At 65.9% G+C, this 21,145-nt stretch carries 18 protein-coding genes; 11 read left to right on the top strand and 7 right to left on the bottom strand.

What is annotated here, in order from left to right:
- Positions 1 to 104 precede the first annotated feature (104 nt).
- The 4 genes from C8C94_RS10325 to C8C94_RS10310 all read left to right on the top strand — a co-directional run bounded on the left by C8C94_RS10325 (position 105) and on the right by C8C94_RS10310 (position 2,565).
- Positions 105 to 875 carry an FG-GAP repeat protein gene (locus tag C8C94_RS10325; RefSeq protein WP_147433246.1) on the top strand — a complete coding sequence of 257 codons (771 nt, stop codon included), beginning with the start codon at positions 105 to 107 and terminating at the stop codon, positions 873 to 875.
- 107 nt (positions 876 to 982) lie between these two features.
- Complete coding sequence (locus tag C8C94_RS10320; protein WP_121420651.1) at positions 983 to 1,384, top strand: hypothetical protein; 402 nt, start codon at positions 983 to 985, stop codon at positions 1,382 to 1,384.
- 372 nt (positions 1,385 to 1,756) lie between these two features.
- Complete coding sequence (locus C8C94_RS10315; RefSeq protein ID WP_121420650.1) at positions 1,757 to 1,972, top strand: hypothetical protein; 216 nt, start codon at positions 1,757 to 1,759, stop codon at positions 1,970 to 1,972.
- A 20-nt stretch (positions 1,973 to 1,992) separates the two neighbouring features.
- Positions 1,993 to 2,565 (top strand): GNAT family N-acetyltransferase, encoded by a 573-nt coding sequence (locus C8C94_RS10310; protein WP_121420649.1) that lies wholly within the window; start codon positions 1,993 to 1,995, stop codon positions 2,563 to 2,565.
- Here the strand turns inward: C8C94_RS10310 and C8C94_RS10305 are convergent.
- The 7 genes from C8C94_RS10305 to C8C94_RS10275 all read right to left on the bottom strand — a co-directional run bounded on the left by C8C94_RS10305 (position 2,517) and on the right by C8C94_RS10275 (position 11,473).
- Complete coding sequence (locus tag C8C94_RS10305; protein ID WP_121420648.1) at positions 2,517 to 4,649, bottom strand: TonB-dependent siderophore receptor; 2,133 nt, start codon at positions 4,647 to 4,649, stop codon at positions 2,517 to 2,519. The genes C8C94_RS10310 and C8C94_RS10305 overlap by 49 nt on opposite strands.
- Before the next feature lie 120 nt (positions 4,650 to 4,769).
- A complete protein-coding gene (locus C8C94_RS10300; protein WP_121420647.1) occupies positions 4,770 to 6,947 on the bottom strand; it encodes a TonB-dependent siderophore receptor in 2,178 nt (725 codons plus the stop codon).
- 171 nt (positions 6,948 to 7,118) lie between these two features.
- The gene (locus C8C94_RS10295; protein ID WP_055398625.1) at positions 7,119 to 7,454 is read right to left on the bottom strand and encodes a DUF3325 domain-containing protein; all 336 of its coding nucleotides are present in this window, start codon (positions 7,452 to 7,454) and stop codon (positions 7,119 to 7,121) included.
- Positions 7,455 to 7,457: 3 nt separating this feature from the next.
- On the bottom strand, positions 7,458 to 9,209 hold the full coding sequence (locus tag C8C94_RS10290; RefSeq protein ID WP_121420646.1) for a PepSY domain-containing protein: 1,752 nt from the start codon (positions 9,207 to 9,209) through the stop codon (positions 7,458 to 7,460).
- Positions 9,206 to 9,514: a DUF3649 domain-containing protein gene (locus tag C8C94_RS10285; RefSeq protein WP_121420645.1), complete on the bottom strand. Its 309-nt coding sequence runs from the start codon at positions 9,512 to 9,514 to the stop codon at positions 9,206 to 9,208. Before C8C94_RS10285 ends, C8C94_RS10290 begins: the two co-directional genes overlap by 4 nt.
- A 480-nt stretch (positions 9,515 to 9,994) precedes the next feature.
- Complete coding sequence (gene bfr, locus C8C94_RS10280; protein WP_055398627.1) at positions 9,995 to 10,471, bottom strand: bacterioferritin; 477 nt, start codon at positions 10,469 to 10,471, stop codon at positions 9,995 to 9,997.
- A 183-nt stretch (positions 10,472 to 10,654) separates the two neighbouring features.
- Positions 10,655 to 11,473, bottom strand: coding sequence for an FTR1 family protein (locus C8C94_RS10275; protein ID WP_055398628.1), 819 nt, complete (start codon positions 11,471 to 11,473; stop codon positions 10,655 to 10,657).
- A gap of 413 nt (positions 11,474 to 11,886) precedes the next feature.
- Between C8C94_RS10275 and ahpC the strand changes: the two genes are divergently transcribed.
- The 7 genes from ahpC (at position 11,887) to C8C94_RS10240 (ending at position 21,093) form a co-directional block, all read left to right on the top strand.
- Positions 11,887 to 12,462 carry an alkyl hydroperoxide reductase subunit C gene (gene ahpC, locus C8C94_RS10270; RefSeq protein WP_055398629.1) on the top strand — a complete coding sequence of 192 codons (576 nt, stop codon included), beginning with the start codon at positions 11,887 to 11,889 and terminating at the stop codon, positions 12,460 to 12,462.
- A gap of 160 nt (positions 12,463 to 12,622) precedes the next feature.
- The gene (gene ahpF, locus C8C94_RS10265; protein WP_121420644.1) at positions 12,623 to 14,236 is read left to right on the top strand and encodes an alkyl hydroperoxide reductase subunit F; all 1,614 of its coding nucleotides are present in this window, start codon (positions 12,623 to 12,625) and stop codon (positions 14,234 to 14,236) included.
- Between the two features lie 188 nt (positions 14,237 to 14,424).
- Complete coding sequence (locus tag C8C94_RS10260; RefSeq protein WP_121420643.1) at positions 14,425 to 14,781, top strand: hypothetical protein; 357 nt, start codon at positions 14,425 to 14,427, stop codon at positions 14,779 to 14,781.
- 179 nt (positions 14,782 to 14,960) lie between these two features.
- Positions 14,961 to 16,238: a TolC family protein gene (locus C8C94_RS10255; protein ID WP_121420642.1), complete on the top strand. Its 1,278-nt coding sequence runs from the start codon at positions 14,961 to 14,963 to the stop codon at positions 16,236 to 16,238.
- A 35-nt stretch (positions 16,239 to 16,273) separates the two neighbouring features.
- A complete protein-coding gene (locus C8C94_RS10250) occupies positions 16,274 to 16,846 on the top strand; it encodes a hypothetical protein (protein WP_121422796.1) in 573 nt (190 codons plus the stop codon).
- Positions 16,843 to 17,964 (top strand): efflux RND transporter periplasmic adaptor subunit, encoded by a 1,122-nt coding sequence (locus C8C94_RS10245; protein WP_121420641.1) that lies wholly within the window; start codon positions 16,843 to 16,845, stop codon positions 17,962 to 17,964. The genes C8C94_RS10250 and C8C94_RS10245 overlap by 4 nt, the downstream gene beginning before the upstream one ends.
- 9 nt (positions 17,965 to 17,973) lie before the next feature.
- Entirely contained in the window at positions 17,974 to 21,093 is a 3,120-nt protein-coding gene (locus C8C94_RS10240) for an efflux RND transporter permease subunit (RefSeq protein ID WP_121420640.1), read from the top strand.
- The last annotated feature ends 52 nt before the right edge of the window (positions 21,094 to 21,145 follow it).

Below are 21,145 nucleotides of genomic sequence, written 5' to 3'. Positions count from 1 at the left end.
TTCCCATCGCCACAACGCGTTGGTTTTGCAGGCATTCACACATGCGTTTGAAACCAGTGCATCGGCTTCAAAACCAGGCTGCGAGCCGCTTTCAGGAGAGTTCCGTGTCCACGATATCCCGCGCCGTTCAGCCTGCCGCGCACGCATCTGCGGCTTGCATGGGTGCCTTGTGTCGGGCGCTGCACAGGGCTGCCTTGCTCGGGCCCGCTGTTCTGGCCATGCTGTGCACGGGCAATGCACATGCCGCAGACGGAAACACATCCGCAGAGCAAAGGGCCCGGCTCGCAATACCCCTCGAGTTTCGGCATTCCGATTTTGTCTGGACCACTGCAGAAGGCGACTTGAACGGCGACGGCGTTCCCGACCTGGCCCTGTTGCTGACAAGGCACAAAGGAGAAGGCCAGCGAGAGGAGCGGTTGCTTGTCCTGACCGGAAGGGCAGATGGCAGCTATCAGGTGCTCTCGGTGTCCGGCGAGTTCTGCCACCCCAGCAAGTTCTACAACCTGGACATCAAAAACAATTCGTTGTTCGTTCAGGCGGTCTACTACGCAGACGCCGCTCGGTTCTCGGGCTTCACGCTGCAGTTCCGCTACAACGCCAAGACCGAAGACCTGGAACACATCGGCGAGCAACAGGATGACGAAGACTATTCCAGCAACTCCTATTACCGAGTGAGTCTCAACTACCTGACCAACGCCGCCATTCATTCACGGCGTGTGGGAAAGAAGTACAAGGAAGTGAGAGGCCGGCTCACCGATGCGCCTGGCGTGCTGCCTTTGAACGGGTTTGTCTGCGAAGGCTACGGCATGACGAGTTCTACGGTCTACCTTGATGAAAGTTTCAAGGTGCACAAGAAAGGCGGGACGCCCCCATGATGCGGAGCGGGTTCGTCGAAGGAGCCCGCAGCTTGTTGTGCAAGGCTTCGCGAGCACGCGTCGCCCTCTCCGATTCATCCAATCCTGAAAAGTAAGTTGCCGAATCCATGAAAAAGCACGTTTCCGCAAGAAAGAGAGCATCGCTTCAGTTGCTGAACGCTGAACTGGTGCGACAGGTCATGAGTGGCATCTTTCCGCCGAAAAACGACTACGTGGAGGACATGGTGCTGTACGAGGACTTGTTGCCAGAGCTACGCAGGTTTGGGATAGCAGACCGAGGTACTCTCAAACGCCTGATGACCCGGCACCGCAGGTCGTTGTTGGCGGATGATCGCAGCCGGCTTGCCGTGTGGGAGCAGCGCCATTTCAGTGAGATGTTTGGAGCGGAGTTCGTTCGTGATGCGGTTCGTCGGCACTACTGGTTTGCTTATCCCGCGCTGATTCGCAATGCGTTGCAGTCCGAGTTTGGCGAGATTGCTGCTGTGCGTGACGAAGATGTGGATGGGTAGCCGTGGGTATTTTTTGCGCACATCAACCATCTTCTTACGATGGAAGACCTGTGAAATCCGTGTAGTCAATCGCTGGGCACCAAATTTTTCAGTCCCCAGTGCCAGCGCTCTTCTCAAACCTTAAATCGTATGGGTTGCATCCTTCACTTTGTGGGCCGTGAGGCTGATGTGGAAAGCCTCGTCGCGCTGAGTCCGGTTGAACCGTGCAACGTTTGGCGGCGCGGTGTGCCGCGCAGTTCCCGGCCGAATAGTCGGCCTGCAGTGACTTCTGGGCTGACCTTGGTGGTGAGTGACGCTGAGTTTGAAGACCTGGAGTAGCAGTAGGCCGACGCAATCCAGTTTCTCCGTGCCCATTCAAGCATTTTGAAGAACATGAGCGAAGTCGCAGGCGTGGAGCACGCGACTTTGGACTTTGGGATCGCTATGCGCGATGTGGTCGTACAGTCTGACCATTTCCCCGCCGACCTGATTGCGGCGCTGGCGGTCGCTGGCTGCGGCATGGAGTTAACTCAGTTTCCGACGGGACGCAAGGCGAAGAACCTCAAGCGCTATCGCAAGGCGCTGCGTTCCGGTCAGCTTCGACGTTAAACCTCTGCAGTTCCTGCCCCATGCTTGCCTCCGGTCGTTTCGAGCTCCGTCCCTTCGCTGAATCCGATCTCCCCGCCTTCGTCGAGGCCGTTCTGGAGTCCACTGCCACCGTCGGGAAGTTGATGCCCTGGGCCCATCCCAATTACTCAACCGCCGATGCTGCGTCCTGGTTTGCGCATTGCGAGGCCGAGTGGGAGCGCGGTTCCAGCTACGAGTTCGGCATTTTCGACGCCGGGTCCGATACCTTTGTGGGCGGCTGCGGCCTCAATCAATTCAACCTAGTCAACGGCTTCTGCAACCTGGGCTACTGGGTCCGCCAGTCCTGGCAGCGCCAAGGCGCAGCGCTCGCCGCCGTTCAGGCACTCAGTCAGTTCGCCTTTGCAGAGCTCAAGCTGGGCCGCGTTGAAATCGTCGTGGCCCAGCACAACACACCCAGTCTCAGCCTGGCCGAGCAGTCGGGCGCAGTGCTAGAGTGCCTCGCGCGGAATCGGCTCAAGGTGCATGGCATCTTCACCGATGCCTATGTCTTTTCCCTCGTCCCGCCTCAATACCGCGCCTTGAGCGCCACCGTCACACGCCGCGGCTCGCCATAAAAGTTCTGGCGCGAAATGCCTGATACCTTCTCGTAGTAGGTCTTGTCCAGCAGGTTGTCCACCGACAGGTTCAGAGACAGGTGGTCGTTGATCTGGTAGCCCACCTGGGCGTTGAACACTGCGTAGCCCGGTGCGTTGATGCGCAACGCACCGCTTTGCGCAAAGAACTCGCTGCGGTAGGTCATGCCGCCGCCCACGCTGAAGCCGCGCAGCGCCGGGCTGGTGAAGGCATAGCGGGTGAACAGGTTCACGCTGTGGCGCGGCGTGATGGGGCTGAACACCTGGCCCTGCTGCGCCACGGGGGCCTGGAGGTAGCGGGTGTCGTTGTAGGCGTAGCCCGCCACGATGTCCCAGCCGGGCTGGGGCTGGCCGCTGACCTCGGTTTCGAAGCCTTGTGCGCGCACCTTGCCGCCGGCGATGTAGGCGTTTGTCACCACCGGGTCGGCGATGGCGCGGTTCTCGTCAATGATGCGAAACAGCGCTGCATGGGCCTGCAGGCGCTTGTGCAAAAACTCGCCCTTCACGCCCAGCTCCACCTGCTTGCCTGTGCGTGGGGCAAGCAACTGCTTGGCCGCGTTGAGCTGGCTTTGCACCACGAAGGTCTCTGCATAGCTGGCGTAGCCGGTGTACTGCGGGTGGAAGTCCCACATCAGAGCCAGCGACGGCACGAACTGGCGGCCAGGGTCTGCCGATGCGGTGACTGCGCCCGTGCTGGTGCTGCGCGTCACCACCTCCGCCCACGACAGACGCCCGCCTGCCAGCAGCTTGACCGTGTCGGTCAGGCCGATCTGCGCCTGCCCGTACAGCGCGTTCTCGCGGCGCGTGACGATCGAGGTGAAGCCCGGTAGCCGGATGTCTGGGTAGGCCAGGTCGTAGTGGGGCTGCAGCAGGTTGAACGGTACGCTGGGGCCGTAGGCGTAGTTGCCGTCCCAGCTCTTGCCCTCGTTGTGGCTCGCGCCCACCAGCAGCTTGTGGGTGCGGCCTGCCATCTGCACCGGTGTGGCCAGGAAGGCGTCGTAGTTGCGGGTGCGCACGTGAAAGTCGCCGTCCACGGTTTCCATGGTGAAGCTGCCGTCGGCGGCCAGGGCACTGTTGGCGCGGGCCGAGCGGTAGAACGCCGTGCGGTCGATGTCGCGCGCGGACAGGCGCACCAAGCCGCCCCCATCCAGCCGGTGCTCCAGCTCTGCGAAAACGTCGGTGGTCTCCAGGTCTTGGCGGTTGGCACGCAGGCCAGCAAAGGCACTGCGGGGCAGGTCGGCCAGGCGGCCATCGGCATAGGTGGGCAGGCCCTGGTCGATGGCGGCGCGCACGCGCTGCTGCGCCCCGCCCACCGACACGGTGGTGGAGGGAGCGATGTCCCATTCCAGCGTGCCGTAGCCCAGGCGCTTGTTGTTGAACAGGGTGTCTACAAAACTGTCTTTGTCTTCCACCACCGCGACGGCGCGCGCGCGGATCGTGCCTTCGGCATTGAGGCCGCCGCCCACGTCTACGGTGCCCCGGCGCAGGCCGAAGGAGCCCACCGCCGCATCGGCGCCAATGGCCAGCTTGGCCGGGGCGCGCTTGCGCACCAGGTTCACGGTGCCGCCGGGCTCGCTCGCGCCCTGCAGCAGGCCGGCCGGGCCGCGCAGCACTTCGATGCGGTCATACATGGCCGTGTCGAGCGTGCTGTAGTTGCCCTGGGGGATCGGAACGCCATCGAGCTGTATGGAGCCCAGATCGAACCCGCGCGCCTGGAAGGTGTTGTAGTTGCCCGCACCATCAAAGCGCGTGACCGTCATGCCGGTGCTCAGCTTGATAGCGTCTTCCACCTTGGTCAGGTTGCGGTCATCCAGCTGCTGGCGCGTGACCACGCTGAGGGACTGCGGCGTCTCGCGCGGTGCCTGCTGGAGCTTGCCTACGCTGACTTCGCGGGCGGTGTACTGGCCCGAGCCTTCGGTCGCCGCGCTGTTGGCCTCGTCGGTCACCTTCACTTCGGGCAGCGCTGTCGTGGTGGGGGTGCCCGTGGTGGGGCCGGAGCTGGTCTGTGCTTGCGCCGTTGCCACGGTGGCCAGCAGGGCGGCAAGGGCCAGTGGGTGCATTTGCATGGTGCTTCTCCTCCTCGGTGTTTGATATATGCTATTAAATTAATAGCTTCTAGCGCTTATCCATCAAGCGCTAGCAGCCAAAATTCTTCAAATTTGCGTGCTGCGCCTGCAGGCGCAGCGTCAGAACCGCGTGCGCAGCGTCACCTGCACCGCGCGCGGCGAGCCGGGCAGGATCAGGTTGTCGTTGCTGCCGTGGGCCGACACGTAGTACTTGCGGTTGGCCAGGTTCTTGATGTTCACGTCCACATCCCACTGGCCGAGCGTGTACTGCAGGGCCGCGTCCAGCGTGGTGTAGCCGGGCAGGGTGACCAGATTGGTCAGCGAGGTGAAGCGCGCACCCACATAGTTCACGCCGCCGCCCACGCGCAGGCCGTGGCCCAGGTCTTTCATGGCCCACAGGAAGGCGGAGTTGCGCGGCGTGAGCGCGGGCACCTTGCCTTGGGCGGCGATGGCGGCGGTGGGCAGCTGTGTGGATGTGGTGGTGGCCAGTGACTTCGTCATGCGGCCGTCCAGCCAGGCGTAGCCGGTGCTCACGTCCCACCGGCCGGGCAGGCGGCCGTTGGCAGTCAGCTCCAGGCCGTTGGTGCGCTGGGTGCCCACGTTGATCTGACGACCGGGATTGGCGGGGTCGGTGTTCTTGATGTTGGTGCGCTCCAGGTTGAAGAGCGCGCCGGTCACATTCATGCGGCCATCGAGCAGGTCGAGCTTGACGCCGATTTCCTTGTTCTCGGTGATCTCTGGTTCGGCGCCGGTGTTGTTGGCGGCCAGCGCAAACGCTTCGGCCGAGGGCTGGAAGGATTTGCTGTACGACACGTAGTACGACACCACATCGCTCGGCTGCCACACCAGGCCCGCGCGAGGGCTGAACTTCTTGTCGGTGTGCGAGAGCGTTGCGAGCTTGCGGTCGAACGTGGTCTCTTGCCCGAAGACGTCGTAGCGGGCGCCCACCAGCGCCTTCCATTGGGGCGCCAGCGTGATCTGGTTTTGCCAGTACAGCGCGGCTGTGTCTTGCGTGGTGTGGCTGGGGATGGCGCTGTCGGCGTTGTAGTTGGCCGCTGGGATGGCGGGGGCAGGGCGGTTGCCGGGGTTGAAGAGTGGCACGCGGTCTGCGCCACCGGTGACGGACTCGGAGCGTTTCTTTTGCTGGCCCAGTTCCACACCCATCAGCCACTCCTGCTTCAAGCCGCCGAGCTGGTTGCGCCACGTCACGTCGGTCTGGTTGAAGAAGCCTTTTTCATCGCGCAGGATGAACGAGCGCGTGCGGCCCACCGTCAGGTTCACCGGGTCGGTGGTGCCGCCGGGCAAGGTGTTGTAGCGGTCTAGCGCGTAGTCGTACAGGCGCGTGACGTTGCGCACCGACCAGTCGTCGTTGAAGCGGTGGTTCAGCGTGGCCGCGAACGACTGCATGGTGCTGGTGGTGGTGTCGTCCTGCGCGGCGTTGCTGGAGCCGTAGTAGGTGCTCGCGGGCACGTTGACGGGGCGGCCGTTGAGCGCAGGGATGCCGAAGTCCGTCAGCCGCTTGTCGCGCGCGTTGGTGTACTGCAGCAGCAGGTCGGTCTGCGCCGCGAGCTTGAGCGCGAGCGACGGTGCGAAGTTGTGGCGCTTGACGAACTGCTGGTCGCGGTAGCTGCCGGAGTCCTCCACTGCGGCGTTGATGCGGAAGGCGGCGGTGTCGCTGATGCCCACATTCACGTCGGCCGTGGCGCGGCGGTAGTCGAAATTGCCCAGGCCCAGCGATGCCTCGCCCGAGGTCTCGCCAAACTTGGGCTTCTTGGTCACGCGGTTGATCAGGCCACCCGACGATCCGCGCCCGTACAGCACGGCGGCAGGGCCCTTGAGCACTTCCACACGCTCGATGTCGGCCAGGTCGCGGAAGTACAGCGCGTCGTCGCGCACGCCGTCCACAAACTGGTCGGCGATGGCGGTAAAGCCGCGTATCACCACCTGGTCGCGCTGGCCGTCGCCGTGGCTCATGGCCACGCCGGGCACGTTGCGCAGCGCGTCTTCCATGGAACGCGCACCCTGGTCGCGCAGGAGCTGCGCGGGCACCACGTTCACGGCCTGGGGCACATCGCGCAGCGGCGCGCTGCCCTTGGTGGCCGTGCTGGCGGCGGCGGGTGAATAGCCGTCGTCGTCCGCGCTGGATTGCACGGTGACCTCGCCCAGCGTCTGCGGCGTGGTCTGCGCAACTGCAGGGGGCGGCGCCGTCGTCTGCGCCAGTGCCGTGCCACACAGCGTGGCAAGCAGGGCGGCCACCAGCGGGTGGAGGCGATAGGGGGTTGGTGTGTAAGCGTGCATGGTTTTCCTTGGAGTGAGCGCAACGCGGTTGGCGAAAAGCCCTTGCACCTCGTGGCCTGGCGCGCGCCGCAAAGGCCCGCTGTCTGGGATGTGGTGGGGCCGTGAAAACAGAAAAGCGAGTTCGAGCCCGAGCGGCTCAGCGCACGGCTGCGGGAGCGTGGAGCCTGGCTATCACCACCCCAGCGCCCGCGCCAGCAGGCCCGCCAGCAGGGCGGCGCCAGCCAGTTCGGGCGTGCGCCGGGGCTGCCAGGTGACGGTGGCCGTGACCGCCACGGCGGCCACCGACAGGGCCACGGACCATGCCGTTACGCCCAGGGATGCAGGCACGCCCCCCGGCGGGTGCGCCGCTGCCAGCCACAGCGAAAGCACCAGCAGCAGCCAGCCCGAGCGGCGCAACGCCACCAGGCGGCGCGCGGCGCCTTCCTGGCCCAGTGCGTCTTCGTGGTGGCGATCCATGCCCAGCGCAATGGCCGACCAGGCGGCAAAGCACAGAAGAAAGGCAGACATGGCTCAGGCTCCCGAGGTGGAGGTTTCGGCGGGCGCCACGGGCACCGACGGGGCAGGCCGCGCATTCTTTGCAGGCGCACCGCGACGGGGTACGCGGCCGGGGCGCACGCGCCACGCCAGCCAGCCCAGCAGCAGCCCGGTGGCCAAAAACGACAGGTCCATGCTGGCCCACACCCATTCGCGCGCGGGCAGGCTCACGCCCAGGTGGGTGTGTGTGGTCAGCGCGTTGATCAGCGGCAGCGCGACCCACACCAGGCCCGCAGCGGCCAGCGGCACTGTCCAGCCCAGGCGGTGCGGGCGCACCACCGCGCAGGCCAGCGCCCACAGCAGCGTGATGCCCCAGGCGCTGAAGAACCAGGCCAGCTCTGCATCCGCTCGGCCCTCGATGCCCACAGGGATCAGGCGGTTGGCGGCCAGATACACGCCACACGCCAGCGGCAGCCCGGTCAGTGTCGCGATGTTGATACCAGCCACCAGGCGCTCGCCAAACGGCGCTTTGGGGTGCGCAGCGGGCGCGGTGCTGGTGGCGGTGGCTGTGGCTGCCCCTTTGCGGCTGGCCTGTGTCTGCGACTTGGCGCTGCGCTTGACCGACCACAGCACCATGCCCGTGGCAATCATCAGGCTGCCCAGCACCCCAAAACCGAACAGCGCCCAGCGCAGGCCCACATCGGCAAACCGCGCCATGTGCAGGCCATACAGCACGCCATAGGTCTTGACGGCGGGACTGGTGGCGTCGGCCTGGTCCAGCCATTGGCCGGTGGTGGCATCAAACAGCAGGCGCGGCGGGCGGTACTGCAGGCGGTCGCCTTCGTGGCGCGTTACCTCCACCACGGCGCGGCCGTTGGCATCGCGGCGCGCCTGCACGCTGCCGATGCGCCCGCCCTGCCAGCGGGTGGTGGCCGCGTCGATGACGGGCTGCAGGGTGATGGCGGGCAGGGGCTCCACCTTGTCGCCCGCACCCCGGCGGGGACGGCTTTCGGGCTTTTCGCCCTGAAGGTCGGCAAAGTACGCGTTGGAGTCCACGCCTTTCTCGTTCTTGTAGTTGGCGGCAATGCCTGCGGGCATGTACAGCGTGTGGAAGATCATCAACCCGCTGAAGGTGATCATCAGATAGAACGGCAGCACCAGCACGCCGCTGACGTTGTGCGCATCCAGCCAGGCACGCTGCCCGCCCTTGGTAGGGCGGAAGGTGAAGAAGTCCTTGAAGATGCGGCGGTGCGTGATCACGCCGGTGATCAGCGCCACAAACATCAGCATCGTGGCCACGCCCACCACCCAGCGGCCTTGGATAGTCCAGCGGCCTTTTTGCGCGGTACGCAGCTCGAAGTGAAAGCGGTAGAAAAAATCACCGCCCATGGTCTGGCGCGCCTCGATGGGCTCGCCCGTCTGCGGGTTCATGCGCAGCGTTTCAAAGCGCCCGTTGCCGGTGCCGCGCCAGAGCATGTTGACAGCTGGGTCGCGGTCATCGGGCAGGTGCAGGATCCACTGGGTGACGTCAGGGGCCTTGCGCACCAGCGCGTCCACGGACTTCTGGGCCACCTGCGCATCGGCCGCGTCGGTGCGCGGCAGCCCGTGCATCTCGGGCCGCATCCACAGGTTGAACTCGTTCTTGAAGAACGACAGCGTGCCCGTGAGGAAGATCGCAAACAGCAGCCAGCCCAGGATGAGCCCTGCCCAGGTGTGCAGCCACGACATCGCCTGGCGAAAGCCTTCGCGGTCGGCGCTCTTGCGCACGGTGGAGGTCGCTGTTGTCATGGCGCGCCCCTCATCCATTGCGGCGCCATGGCGCACGCGCCCATTGCCAGGGCGGGCAGCAGTGTGCCGCCCCAGGCGCCCCAGGCCGTGCGCGCATAAAACGCCCATCCCGCCGCCATGGCATAGGCCAGCCAGGCCAGCATGGTGGCGGTCAGCACGGCCTCCACGCGCGGCATCCACTGCGCCAACACCAGCGAAAGCGCAGCCGTGAACCCTGCGGCCAGTGCATACCCACCCCCAATGGCCGCCACGGCGCGGGAGGTGATGGCCAGGCGGTAGCGCCAGTCAACGCGGGCTGCCTTCATGGCCGATCTGCGGCGGCACCCAGGGCGGTGCGGCCTTCAAAAAAGGAGAGAAGCAGAACTCCTGCAGAGCAGGGGCTGGCGGTGCTGCGCGGCATCAGAAAGGCTCCAGGCAGTAGGTGTCGTACGGCAAACGTACAAACGCTGGCTGCAGCGGCGGAGAGCCCGGCTGACTGGCTGGCTAGGTGTTAAAGGGAATCACGGGACCTGCCCTTGCAGATCGGGAGCTGCAAGAAGGAATGGCCTTGGTCGTAAGAACGCATTCTACTTTTGTTGAGAAGCATTCGCATTTATAAAAATGCTATTTGCACTGGTTTGATGTGTGCTTGCAACAGCTTGTGACATGGGGGTAGGGCTGTGCTTCGCAGCCCCGTGCAATCGGCGGAACTTGGTGATGGCGTGGGCACAAAAAAACGGGCCTCGGCCCGTTTTTTGTTGTTCTTCTTGGTACTTTTCGTGGAGCGCTTTGATGCAGCCTAGGCGTTACTCCACGTCACCCATCTGCGACTGCAGGTAGTTCTGCAGGCCCACCTTGCCGATCAGATCGATCTGGGTTTCCAGAAAGTCGATGTGCTCTTCGGTGTCGTCCAGGATCTTTTGCAGCAGGTCGCGCGAGACATAGTCACGCACCGTTTCACAGTGGGCGATGCCATCCTTGATGGTGGCCTGGGCGCCTTGTTCGGCGCGCAGGTCGCAGGCCAGGATCTCTGGTACGTCTTCGCCGACCTGGATCTTGGCCAGGTCCTGCAGGTTGGGCAGGCCATCCAGCGTGAAGATGCGGTCCATGAGCCAGTCGGCATGCTTCATCTCGCCGATGGATTCCGAATACTCCTTCTTGGCCAGCTTGTCGAAGCCCCAGTGCTTGAGCATGCGGTAGTGCAGGAAGTACTGGTTGATGGCCGTGAGTTCGTTCTTGAGCTGGGCCTGCAGATGGCCAATGACCTGTGCGTCACCTTTCATGGGGACTCCTTGTTGTGTTGTGTTGATTCGGCCCCGATTGTCGTGAGCCATATCAACACGCGCAAGGCATATCCCTGCTACAGCGCGCTGGCTGCGTGTGAGGTTGATAGGCGTTCGCGTTCACCCCGGCTGGCCCCGTCCGGCCCGGTAGGCCCGATGGGGCTGCGCAGGCCGTGCGCGGGGCTATTGTGCGGCGCGTGGCGCGGCAGCCTGTGTGCCCATGGCGGTTGCGGCTGCAGACGATGGCACCGTGCGCCGCTCACGCCAGTGCGCCAGGCCCAGCCATACCGTGGGCACAAGCACCAGGGCCAGCGAGATGGCCTGGGCAATGGTGCCTTCGGCCAGGTCTTCGGTGGCCGCATGCCAGTAAGCGTTGTCGATGCCGGGTATCGCTGCGCCTTCGGTGAACTCATGGAACGCATACACCACCAGTTGCACCGCAAACACCGCCATGAACCACGACGTGACGCGGAAGAACCGCGCAAGGTTCACTGCGCGGCCGTAGCGTGTCCAGGCCCAGGCGATGGCAATGGCCAGCGCCAGGCCCGCCAAGCCGCCCCAGGCCATGTAGCCCAGCTCGGCGCTGCGGGCCAGAGCGGCGAGCATGGTGGCGGTTTCCACGCCTTCGCGGCCCACCATGAACAGGGCAAACAGGAACACCGCCACCCAGGCGCGCGGGCCTTCCAGCACGCTGGCGCGGTCCATGCGCTGGGCAATGTCCTGGCCCATGCCTTGGCCCGCACGGCGCATGTGCACCACGCACCAGGCCACGGTGGCGGCAGCCACCAGCGCCATGCCACCCTCGGCTGCGGGCGACAGCGCGCCCACCTGCGAGAGCACCCAGCCCAGCACCAGCGAGAGCAGGGCTGCCACGCCCACGCCCGCGCGCAGTGGCAGCAACAGGTGCAGGCGCCCGGTCTTGCGCAGGTACAGGGTGGCAATCGCCACCACCAGCAGGGCTTCCAGCCCTTCGCGGAAACAGATCAGAAGTGTTTGGAACATGGTGTCTGAGGTCTTTGCTATAAATTTATGAGCTGCTTGCGCTTATCAATAAAGCGCTGCAGGCCGTTTTGACCAATATTTCAGAGGCGTCGAGCTTTGGCTGGCCCACTGCAGCAAAGTGGCCTGGGCGGCGTTGCTGCAGTGCAGTAGATGATAAAACTAAACGCGAATCAGTTGTATTTGAATGTTTGATATGCCGCAAGGGTTGACCGGGTGGGCGGTGGTTCTTGCAGCGGCTTCCTTGCGGTCTTTGGGGGTTTAAAAGGGGGCAAAATGCCCGCCCCGGCCTGAGGGCAGGGTGTCACTGTATAGTCACAGGCAATTGATTCAATCAAATCAATTAATTGGATTGATGGTCTCGAAAGGCCTAGACTTCAGTCCTGTTCAGTTAACCAACCACTAAGGAAACAGCAATGTCCCTGATCAATACGCAAGTTCAGCCCTTCAAGACCACCGCTTTCGTCAACCGTGACGGCAAGGGTGAATTCATCGAAGTGACCGAGCAGTCCCTCAAGGGCAAGTGGTCCGTGCTGATCTTCATGCCCGCAGCTTTCACCTTCAACTGCCCCACCGAAATCGAAGACGCTGCCGACAACTACGCTGAGTTCCAGAAGGCCGGCGCCGAGGTCTACATCGTGACCACCGACACCCACTTCTCGCACAAGGTGTGGCACGAAACATCGGACGCCGTGGGCAAGGCCAAATTCCCCCTGGTTGGCGACCCAACGCACCAGCTGACCAACGCTTTCGGCGTGCACATCCCTGAAGAAGGCCTGGCACTGCGCGGCACGTTCGTGATCAACCCCGATGGCGTGATCAAGACCCTGGAAATCCACTCCAACGAAATCGCCCGCGACGTGTCGGAAACCCTGCGCAAGCTCAAGGCTGCCCAGTTCACCGCCGCCAACCCTGGCCAAGTCTGCCCCGCCAAGTGGAAGGAAGGCGCCAAGACCCTGACGCCTTCGCTGGACCTGGTCGGCAAGATCTAAGCATTCGCTTTTCTCGGCCTCTGAAGCCGGACAGCGTCATAGCGCCTGTGCGCCGTGCCGTCCGGCTTTTTTACGCCCGGAGTTTGACCCGCAGGCTTGATCTGAATCCCGCTTGCCATCACGCTCCCCACATACAACTCCAAATTCAAAGGACACCACCATGCTCGACGAACAACTCAAGACCCAACTCGCCGCCTACCTGGAGCGCGTGCAGCAGCCGTTTGAGCTGGTGGCATCCCTGGACGACAGCGAGACTGCGCGCGACATGCGCGAGCTGCTGACAACCATCCAATCCCTGCGCAGCGACAAGATCACCCTGCGCACCGACGGCAACGATGCGCGCAAGCCATCCTTCAGCCTGCAGCGTGTGGGTGCCACCAACAGCCTGCGTTTTGCCGGCCTGCCCCTGGGCCATGAATTCACCTCGCTGGTGCTGGCCCTGCTGTGGACCGGCGGCCACCCGCCCAAGGTCGAGCAGGACGTGATCGACTCCATCAAAGCGCTGGATGGCGACTTCAACTTCGAGGTCTACATGAGCCTGACCTGCCACAACTGCCCGGACGTGGTGCAGGCGCTGTCGCTCATGGCCATCGTCAACCCCAAGGTCAAGACCACCGTCATCGAAGGCGGCGCCTTCCAGCAGGAAGTGACCGAGCGCGAAATCATGGCCGTGCCCATGGTGTTTTTGAACGGCCAGGTCTTCGGCTCCGGCCGCATGACGATTGAAGAAATCGTCGCCAAGCTCGACACCGGCGCCGCCGCCCGCGAAGCCGCCAAGCTCAGCGCCAAGGCACCGTACGACGTGCTCATCGTCGGCGGTGGCCCAGCAGGCGCCGCGGCCGCTGTGTACGCCGCCCGCAAAGGCATCCGCACCGGCGTTGCTGCCGAGCGCTTTGGCGGTCAGGTCAATGACACGCTGGCGATTGAAAACTACATCTCGGTGCTCGAAACCGACGGCCCCAAGTTTGCCGCCGCACTCGAAGCCCACACCCGCGCCTACGGCGTGGACATCATGAACCTGCAACGCGCCGACAAGCTCATCCCCGCGGCCGAGCCAGGTGGCCTCATCAGCGTGCAGATGGCCAACGGCGCCACGCTGCAGTCCAAGACGGTGATCCTGTCCACCGGCGCCCGCTGGCGCAATGTCAACGTGCCCGGCGAAGCCGAGTACAAGAACAAGGGCGTGGCCTACTGCCCGCACTGCGACGGCCCGCTGTTCAAGGGCAAGCGCACGGCGGTCATCGGCGGCGGCAACTCGGGTGTCGAGGCTGCCATCGATCTGGCTGGCATCGTGGCCCACGTCACGCTCATCGAGTTTGCCGACCAGCTCAAGGCCGACGCCGTGCTGGTCAACAAGCTCAAGAGCCTGCCCAACGTGACCATCCACACCAACGCGCAGACCACCGAAATCACCGGTGCCGACGGCAAGGTCAACGGCCTCAAGTACAAGGACCGCGCCACCAACGTGGAGCACCTGGTGCCGCTCGAAGGCGTGTTCGTGCAGATCGGCCTGGTGCCCAACACCGAGTGGCTCAAGGGCACGGTGGAGCTGTCGCGCTTCGGCGAAATCATTGTCGACTCCCACGGTCGCACCAACATCCCCGGCGTGTTTGCGGCGGGGGATTGCACCACCGTGCCTTTCAAGCAGATCGTGATTGCAGCGGGCGATGGCTCCAAGGCAGCGCTGAGCGCCTTTGACCACCTGATCCGCATGCCCGTGGTGGCCGAAGGGGCCAAGGCGCAGGCAGCGCAGCCCGAGGCCGTTGCTGCTTGATGTCGTGCAGGGGATGGGGGCGGATGCTGCCCTCGTCCGTGTAGGCAGGGCCGCCTGCAGAATGAATCCAGCTGCGGATTCAGGCCTGGGGCCCTTTGCCACTCAATCACCCAAAGTCCTTCAACCCGGTCTGGGCGATCCGCTGTTTTTGTAGGGGTTCTACAAACCTCCCTAGAATCCGGCTGCCCATGCGCCGCTTGCTGTTGCTCTTCCTGTTGGTGTTCATGCCGCTCCAGTCCATCTGGGCGGCTGCTTCGCCTTATTGCGGGCATGAAACGGCGCCGCAAGCCTCACACTTTGGCCACCATGTGCACGAGCACCATGGCGACGAAGGGGCCGACCACTCGGCCCCGAGCGCCAGCCCCAGCACCCTGGCCGACATGGACTGCCATGCCTGCCACGGCACAGGCGGCGGCCTGGCGCACAGTGCCAGCGCCCAGGCCATCGTGGTGGCCGTGGCGCACCCGCCGGGCCAGGCCGCACCCGCCTGGCCACCCGCACCCCTTACGCGCCCCGAACGCCCCAACTGGTCCGTCCTCGCCTGAGCGGCGAGGCGGGGGCTTGGGTGGCTCCGTTTCTTATCCTGATGGTGTTGGAGCCCTGCCTTTCCTGGCAGTAGCGGTGCGCGTCTTGCTGTTGGCGTGCGTGCACTGCTGACCGTCTCCTCCATCCATCGCGCCTCGCCGATTTCAACCTGTGGCCCTGGCCACTGCAGAGGAATCGGATGCAAGCAACGAAACAACGACAACACACGCCCATCGCCGCGCTGGTGGTGATGGCGCTGGGCTGGGCACTGCTGGGCAGTGCCGCACAGGCCCAGACCTCCAACCCCGGCACAGCGCCGCTCACACTCCAGGCCCTGTTCGAGCAGGCCTGGCAACGTCAGCCCGAAGCGCAGTCTGCAGCTTTGCGGCGCGAGGCTGCGCATGCCACACGCAGCGCGGCGGCAGCCTGGACGGCCGAGCCCATGGCACTGGAGCTGTCCACCAAAACCGACCGCCCCGGCAGCAACCAGGGCAGCCGCGAAGCCGAAGTGGGCCTGGCCCTGCCGCTGTGGTTGCCGGGCGAGCGCGCCCGCAAGGCCGCGCTGGCCGACGCCGAAGCGCAGGCGCTGGACAGCCGCCAGCGCGCCGCGCAGCTGCAACTGGCCGCCACCGTGCGCGAAGCGTGGTGGGCCGCGCAGCGCGCGCAGGCCGATCAGGCACTGGCGCAAGACCGGCTGCTGAACGCCCAGCGCCTGGCCGCCGACGTGGCGCGCCGCGTGCGTGCAGGCGACCTGGCGCGTGCCGACCAGGCGCAGGCCGACGGCGCCGTGGCCCAGGCCGAAGCCGCCATGGCCGAGGCCCAGGGCGCAGGGGACGCAGCGCAGGCCGCACTGGCTGCCTGGGGCGTGCAGGCCGCGCCCACCCTGGCGCTGGCGGACGGGGCAGAGCCCGAGCCCCCCGTGCCCGATGCCACGGCAGCCGCAGCCCAGCACCCTGCGGCGACCGACTGGCAGGACCAGGCCGAGGTGGCCCGCCGCGCCGCCGACCTGGCCGCTGTGCAAACCCGCGCCAACCCCGAGCTGACGGTGGCCGCCACGCGCGGCCGCGAGCAGGCGGGCGACCGCTACCAGCAGACCTTCACCGTGGGTCTGCGCATACCCCTGGGCGGGGGCGACCGTGCGCAGGCAAAACAGGCTACAGCACGCGCCGATGCCATCGATGCCGAGGCGCGTGCTGCCGTGGAGCAGAGGCGCCTGGCCGCCGACATCGCCGCCGCCGTGGCCCGCGTGAAGGCCAGGCAGGCCCAGCGCGATGCGCTGGCACGGCACGCGGCGCTGGCGCAGGGCACACGCGGCTTTATCGACAAGGCCTTCCGCCTGGGCGAGGCCGATGGCCCCACGCGCCTGCGTGTGGAGCTGGAGGCCGCCCAGGCCGAACGCCAGTTGGCCCGCGCCCGCATCGACGCGGCGGCCGCCATCTCCCACCTGCGCCAAGCCCTGGGCCTGCTGCCGCAATGACGCCCTTGAGGCCCTCACCACTTTTGCTGAACACCATGAAACTCTCTTCCACTTTCTCCACACTGGGCCTGGCCCTGCTGCTGGGCTTGCTACCGCCGACAGCGCTGGCCGGTGCTGGCCACGACCACGGCGAAACCCCAGCCGCAGCAACGGGCACGGCCCTGCCGCGCTTTGCCGCCACCTCCGACCTGTTTGAACTGGTGGGCGTGCTCGACGGGCAAAAAATCGCGCTCTACCTGGACCACGCGGGCGACAACAGCCCCGTGAAGGACGCCCGGCTGGAGCTGGACATCGCAGGCACCAGCGTGCCCGTCACCCGCGTGGCCGAGGGCGAGTTCCAGGCCACCCTGGCCGCGCCGCTGGCCGAGGGTGTGAGCCCCATCACCGCCACCGTGGCCGCAGGCATTGACACCGACCTGCTCGCAGGCGAGATCGACCTGCACCCCGCCGCCCACACCGATGCCGCACCGGCAGGGCTGGCACGCCGCACTGTGCTGATTGCAGGCGCCGTGGCCGCCGTGCTGCTGGCGCTGGTCGCCGCGTGGGGTTTGCGCCGAGGCCGTGCTGCCCGCATGGGCAACACCCAGCGCGTGGGAGGTGCCGCATGAAGCGCTTCCACCCCATGCCTTCCTTGCTGGCCCTGCTCATGGCTGCCGCGCTCAGCGCCCCTGTGCCTGCTTCGGCAGGCCCCGGCCACGACCATGGCGACGCGCCGCCCGCACCCAGCGGCAACGGCCCCAGCCGCCAGCCCGATGGCAGCGTGTTTCTGCCCAAACCCGCACAGCGCCAACTGGGCGTGCGCACTGTGGTGGCAGCCACGGGGCAGCACGCCAAGGCCTTTGAACTGGCAGGCACCGTGGTGATGGACCCCAACGCAGGCGGCAAGGTGCAGGCCGTGTTGGCCGGGCGGCTGGAGGCCGGGCCCAAGGGCCTGCCCGGTGTGGGCCAGGCGGTGCGCAAGGGCGAGGTGCTGGCCTATGTGGTGCCCACGGCGGGCGCCATCGAGCGTTCCAACCAGCTGGCCCAACAGGCCGAGCTGCGCGCTGCACGCGACCTGGCCGCACGGCGCGTGGCGCGCCTGACGGAGCTGGCCGACACCGTGCCGCGCAAGGACATCGAAGCCGCCGAGAGCGAGCTGCAAAGCCTCACCCAGCGCCTGGGCGCCGTGGGCGCGGGCCTGGCCACACGCGATGCGCTGGTGGCCCCCGTTTCGGGGGTGATCGCTTCGGCCAATGCCGTGGCGGGGCAGGTGGTGGATGCGCGCGAACTGGTGTTCGAGGTGGTAGACCCATCGCGCCTGCGCATCGAGGCCCTGGCCTACGACCCGGCACAGGCCCAGAGCGTGGCCGGTGCCACGCTGGCCGTGGCCGGGCAGCGCGTGCCACTGCGCTTTCTGGGCGCGGCGCGCAGCCTGCGTGATCAGGCGCAGCCGCTGCAGTTTGCGGGCGACTCGTCTGCGCTTGGCACCTTGGCCCTGGGCCAGCCGGTGCGCGTGTTCGTGCAGTCCACCGACAAGGTCGATGGCGTGCAAGTGCCCGCCGCTGCGTTGCTGCGCAACCCGGCCAACCAGACCATCGTTTGGGTCAAGGAGTCGCCCGAGCGCTTTGCGCCACGGGTGGTCACTGCGGTGCCGCTGGACGGCGCCTCGGTGGCCGTGACCTCGGGCCTGCAGCCCGGCGACCGCGTGGCCACGCAGGGCGCCACGCTCATCAACCAGGTCCGCTAAGGAGTCACGATGTTCAAGTGGCTTCTCGAAAACAGCCTGGTCAACCGGCTGCTGGTGCTCATCGCCGCCGCCGTGCTAATGGCCTATGGCGCCTTCACGCTCTCGCGCACGCCGGTGGACGTGTTCCCTGACCTCAACAAACCCACCGTCACCCTCATGACCGAGGCGGGCGGCATGGCCGCTGAAGAGGTGGAGCAGCTCATCACCTTCCCGCTGGAGACCACGATGAACGGCCTGCCCGGTGTGGAGAGCGTGCGCTCCACCTCCAGCGCGGGCCTGTCGTTCATTTACGTCACCTTTGACTGGAGCACCGACATCTACCGCGCGCGCCAGATGGTGTCCGAACGCCTGTCGTCCATGGAAGAGGGCCTGCCCAGCGGCATCACGCCGCGCATGGGGCCCATCAGCTCCATCATGGGCGAGATCATGCAGGTGGCCATCCCCATTGACGCGGGCAAGACCACGCCCATGGCCGTGCGCGAGTACGCCGACTGGGTGCTGCGCCCGCGCCTCATGGCCATTCCTGGCGTGGCGCAGGTGATCCCCATCGGTGGCGAGGTGCGCCAGTTCCAGGTGCTGCCCGACACGGCGCGCATGGCAGCGCTGGGCATCACGCACGACCAGCTCACGGGCGCGCTCAAGGGCTTTGCGGCCAACACCTCGGGCGGGTTTCTGGAGCTGGGCGGGCGCGAATACCTCATCCGCCACCTGGGCCGCACCTCGCGGCTCGAAGACCTGCAGAACCTGGCCCTCACCGCCAAAAACGGCCAGAGCGTGCTGCTGCGCCAAGTGGCAGATGCCACCTTTGCCGCCGCCACCAAACGTGGCGACGCGGGCTTTGAAGGGCAGGGCGCCGTCATCCTGGGCATCCAGAAGCAACCCACGGCCGACACCATCGGGCTCACGCGCAGCATCGAGGCCGCGCTGGTGGATTTGAAGAACTCGCTGCCCGCAGGCATGGAGGCACCGCGCGTCACCTTCCGCCAGGCAAGCTTCATCGAGGCCTCGGTCACCACGCTGCAGGGCAAGCTCATGGGCGCCTCGGTGTTTGTGGCGGTAATTCTGTTCGTGTTCCTCGGCACGCTCAGGCCCACGGTGATTGCGCTCACGGCCATCCCGGTGTCCATCTTCATCACGGCGCTGGTGTTCAAGTATTTCGGCCTGTCGATCAACACCATGACGCTGGGCGGCCTGGCCATTGCCATTGGCGGGCTGGTGGACGACGCGGTGGTCGATGTGGAAAACGTGCTGCGCCGCCTGAAGATGGACCGCGCCAAGCACCCCCACCACCGCCTGCATCCCATCGAGGTGGTCAAGCTCGCGTCCATGGAAGTGCGCTCCGGCATCCTCTACGCCACGGCCATCATCGTGCTGGTGTTCCTGCCGCTGTTTGCGCTGCCTGGCATCGAGGGGCGGCTGTTTGTGCCGCTGGGCATTGCGTTCATCGTGTCCACGCTGGCATCGCTGCTGGTGTCGGTCACCGTCACGCCGGTGCTGGCGTTCTACCTGCTGCCGCGCATGAAGAACCTGGACCATGGCGACACCCGCGTGGTGGCCTGGCTCAAAGCGCGCTACCGCAACGGGCTTGCGGCCGTGCTGGCGCGCCCGCGCACGGCCCTGGCTGTGAGCGCGGTGGCGGTGGCGCTTTCGGCAGCGGCGGTGCCGTTTTTCCCCACCACCTTTCTGCCGCCGTTCAACGAAGGCACGCTGCTCGTCGGCATGCGGCTCAACCCCGGCGTCACGCTGGCCGAATCGAGCGCGCTGGCCCGCCAGGCCGAGGTGCTGGTGCGCCAGGTGCCCGAGGTCACGCACGTGGGCCGGCGCAGTGGCCGCGCCGAGCTCGATGAACATGCCGAAGGCGTGCACGTGAGCGAGCTGGACGTGGGCCTGCTGCCTGCGGCCGAGCTCAAGCGCAGCATGGCCGAGGTGCAGGCCGACATCCGCGGCCGCCTCGCGCACCTGCCTGCGGCCATCGCCATCGGCCAGCCCATTTCGCACCGCATCGACCACATGCTCTCGGGCGTGCGCTCGCAGATCGCCATCAAGCTCTTTGGCGACGACCTGGACACGCTGCGGGGCCAGGCGGAAGCCCTGCGCGCGCGGCTGGCGGGCATCCCCGGCCTGGCCGACCTGGAGGTGGAAAAGCAGGTGCTGGCGCCGCAGATCACCGTGCGCGTGGACTACGCCGCCGCTGCGCAAATGGGCGTGCCCGCACCCCAGGTGCTGGCCGCGCTGCAGACGCTGGTGGAGGGCGAGAAAGTGGCCCAGGTGGTGGAAGGCAGCCGCCGCTTTGCACTGGTGGTGCGCCTGCCCGACAGCGCACGCTCCATCGACGGCCTGGCGCGTGTGCTGATCGACACGCCGCGTGGCCCCGTGCCCCTGTCGCGCCTGGCCACCATCGAAGAGGGCGACGGCCCCAACCAGATCAGCCGCGACGACGGCAAGCGCCGCATCGTGCTCTCGGCCAACGCGCAGGGCAGGGCGCTGTCCGACGTGGTGGCCGACATCCGCCAGGCTGTGGCTGACACGCGCCTGCCCGAGGGCTACTTCATCACCCTCGGCGGCCAGTTTCAGGCGCAGGAAGAAGCCAGCCGCCTGGTAGGCCTGCTCGCCATTGTCTCGCTGGTGCTGATGTTTGTGGTGCTGTACACCCGCTACCGCTCGGCCACGCTGTCGGCGCTCATCATGGCCAACATCCCGCTGGCGCTGGTGGGTGCGGTGCTGGGGCTGTGGGTGTCGGGCCAGCCGCTGTCGGTGGCGGCACTGATCGGCTTCATCACACTGGCGGGCATTTCGGTGCGCAACGGCATTTTGAAGGTGAGCCACTACCTCAACCTGATGCGCGTGGAAGGCGAGCGCTTTGACACCGCCATGATCGTGCGCGGCTCGCTGGAGCGCCTAAGCCCCGTGCTGATGACCGCCCTGGTCACCGCCTTTGCTTTGGCCCCGCTGCTGCTGGAGGCCGAACGCCCCGGCACCGAAATCCTGCACCCGGTGGCCGTAGTCATCTTCAGCGGCCTCATTAGCTCCACGCTGCTCGACACCTTCCTCACCCCGGCCCTGTTCTGGCTGTTTGGCCGCAAGGATGCCGAACGCCTGCTGGACGACAAGAACGCCGAGGCGTTCTGAGCTTTTCTTGTTTTGTACTTGTTCTCTTTATTTGTTCGTTTGCTTTTTCACT

This window comes from Acidovorax sp. 94 (assembly GCF_003634645.1).
In the GTDB taxonomy this organism is placed as follows: Bacteria; Pseudomonadota; Gammaproteobacteria; order Burkholderiales; family Burkholderiaceae_C; genus Acidovorax; species Acidovorax facilis.
This window is presented reverse-complemented; position numbering and strand designations above follow the sequence as displayed.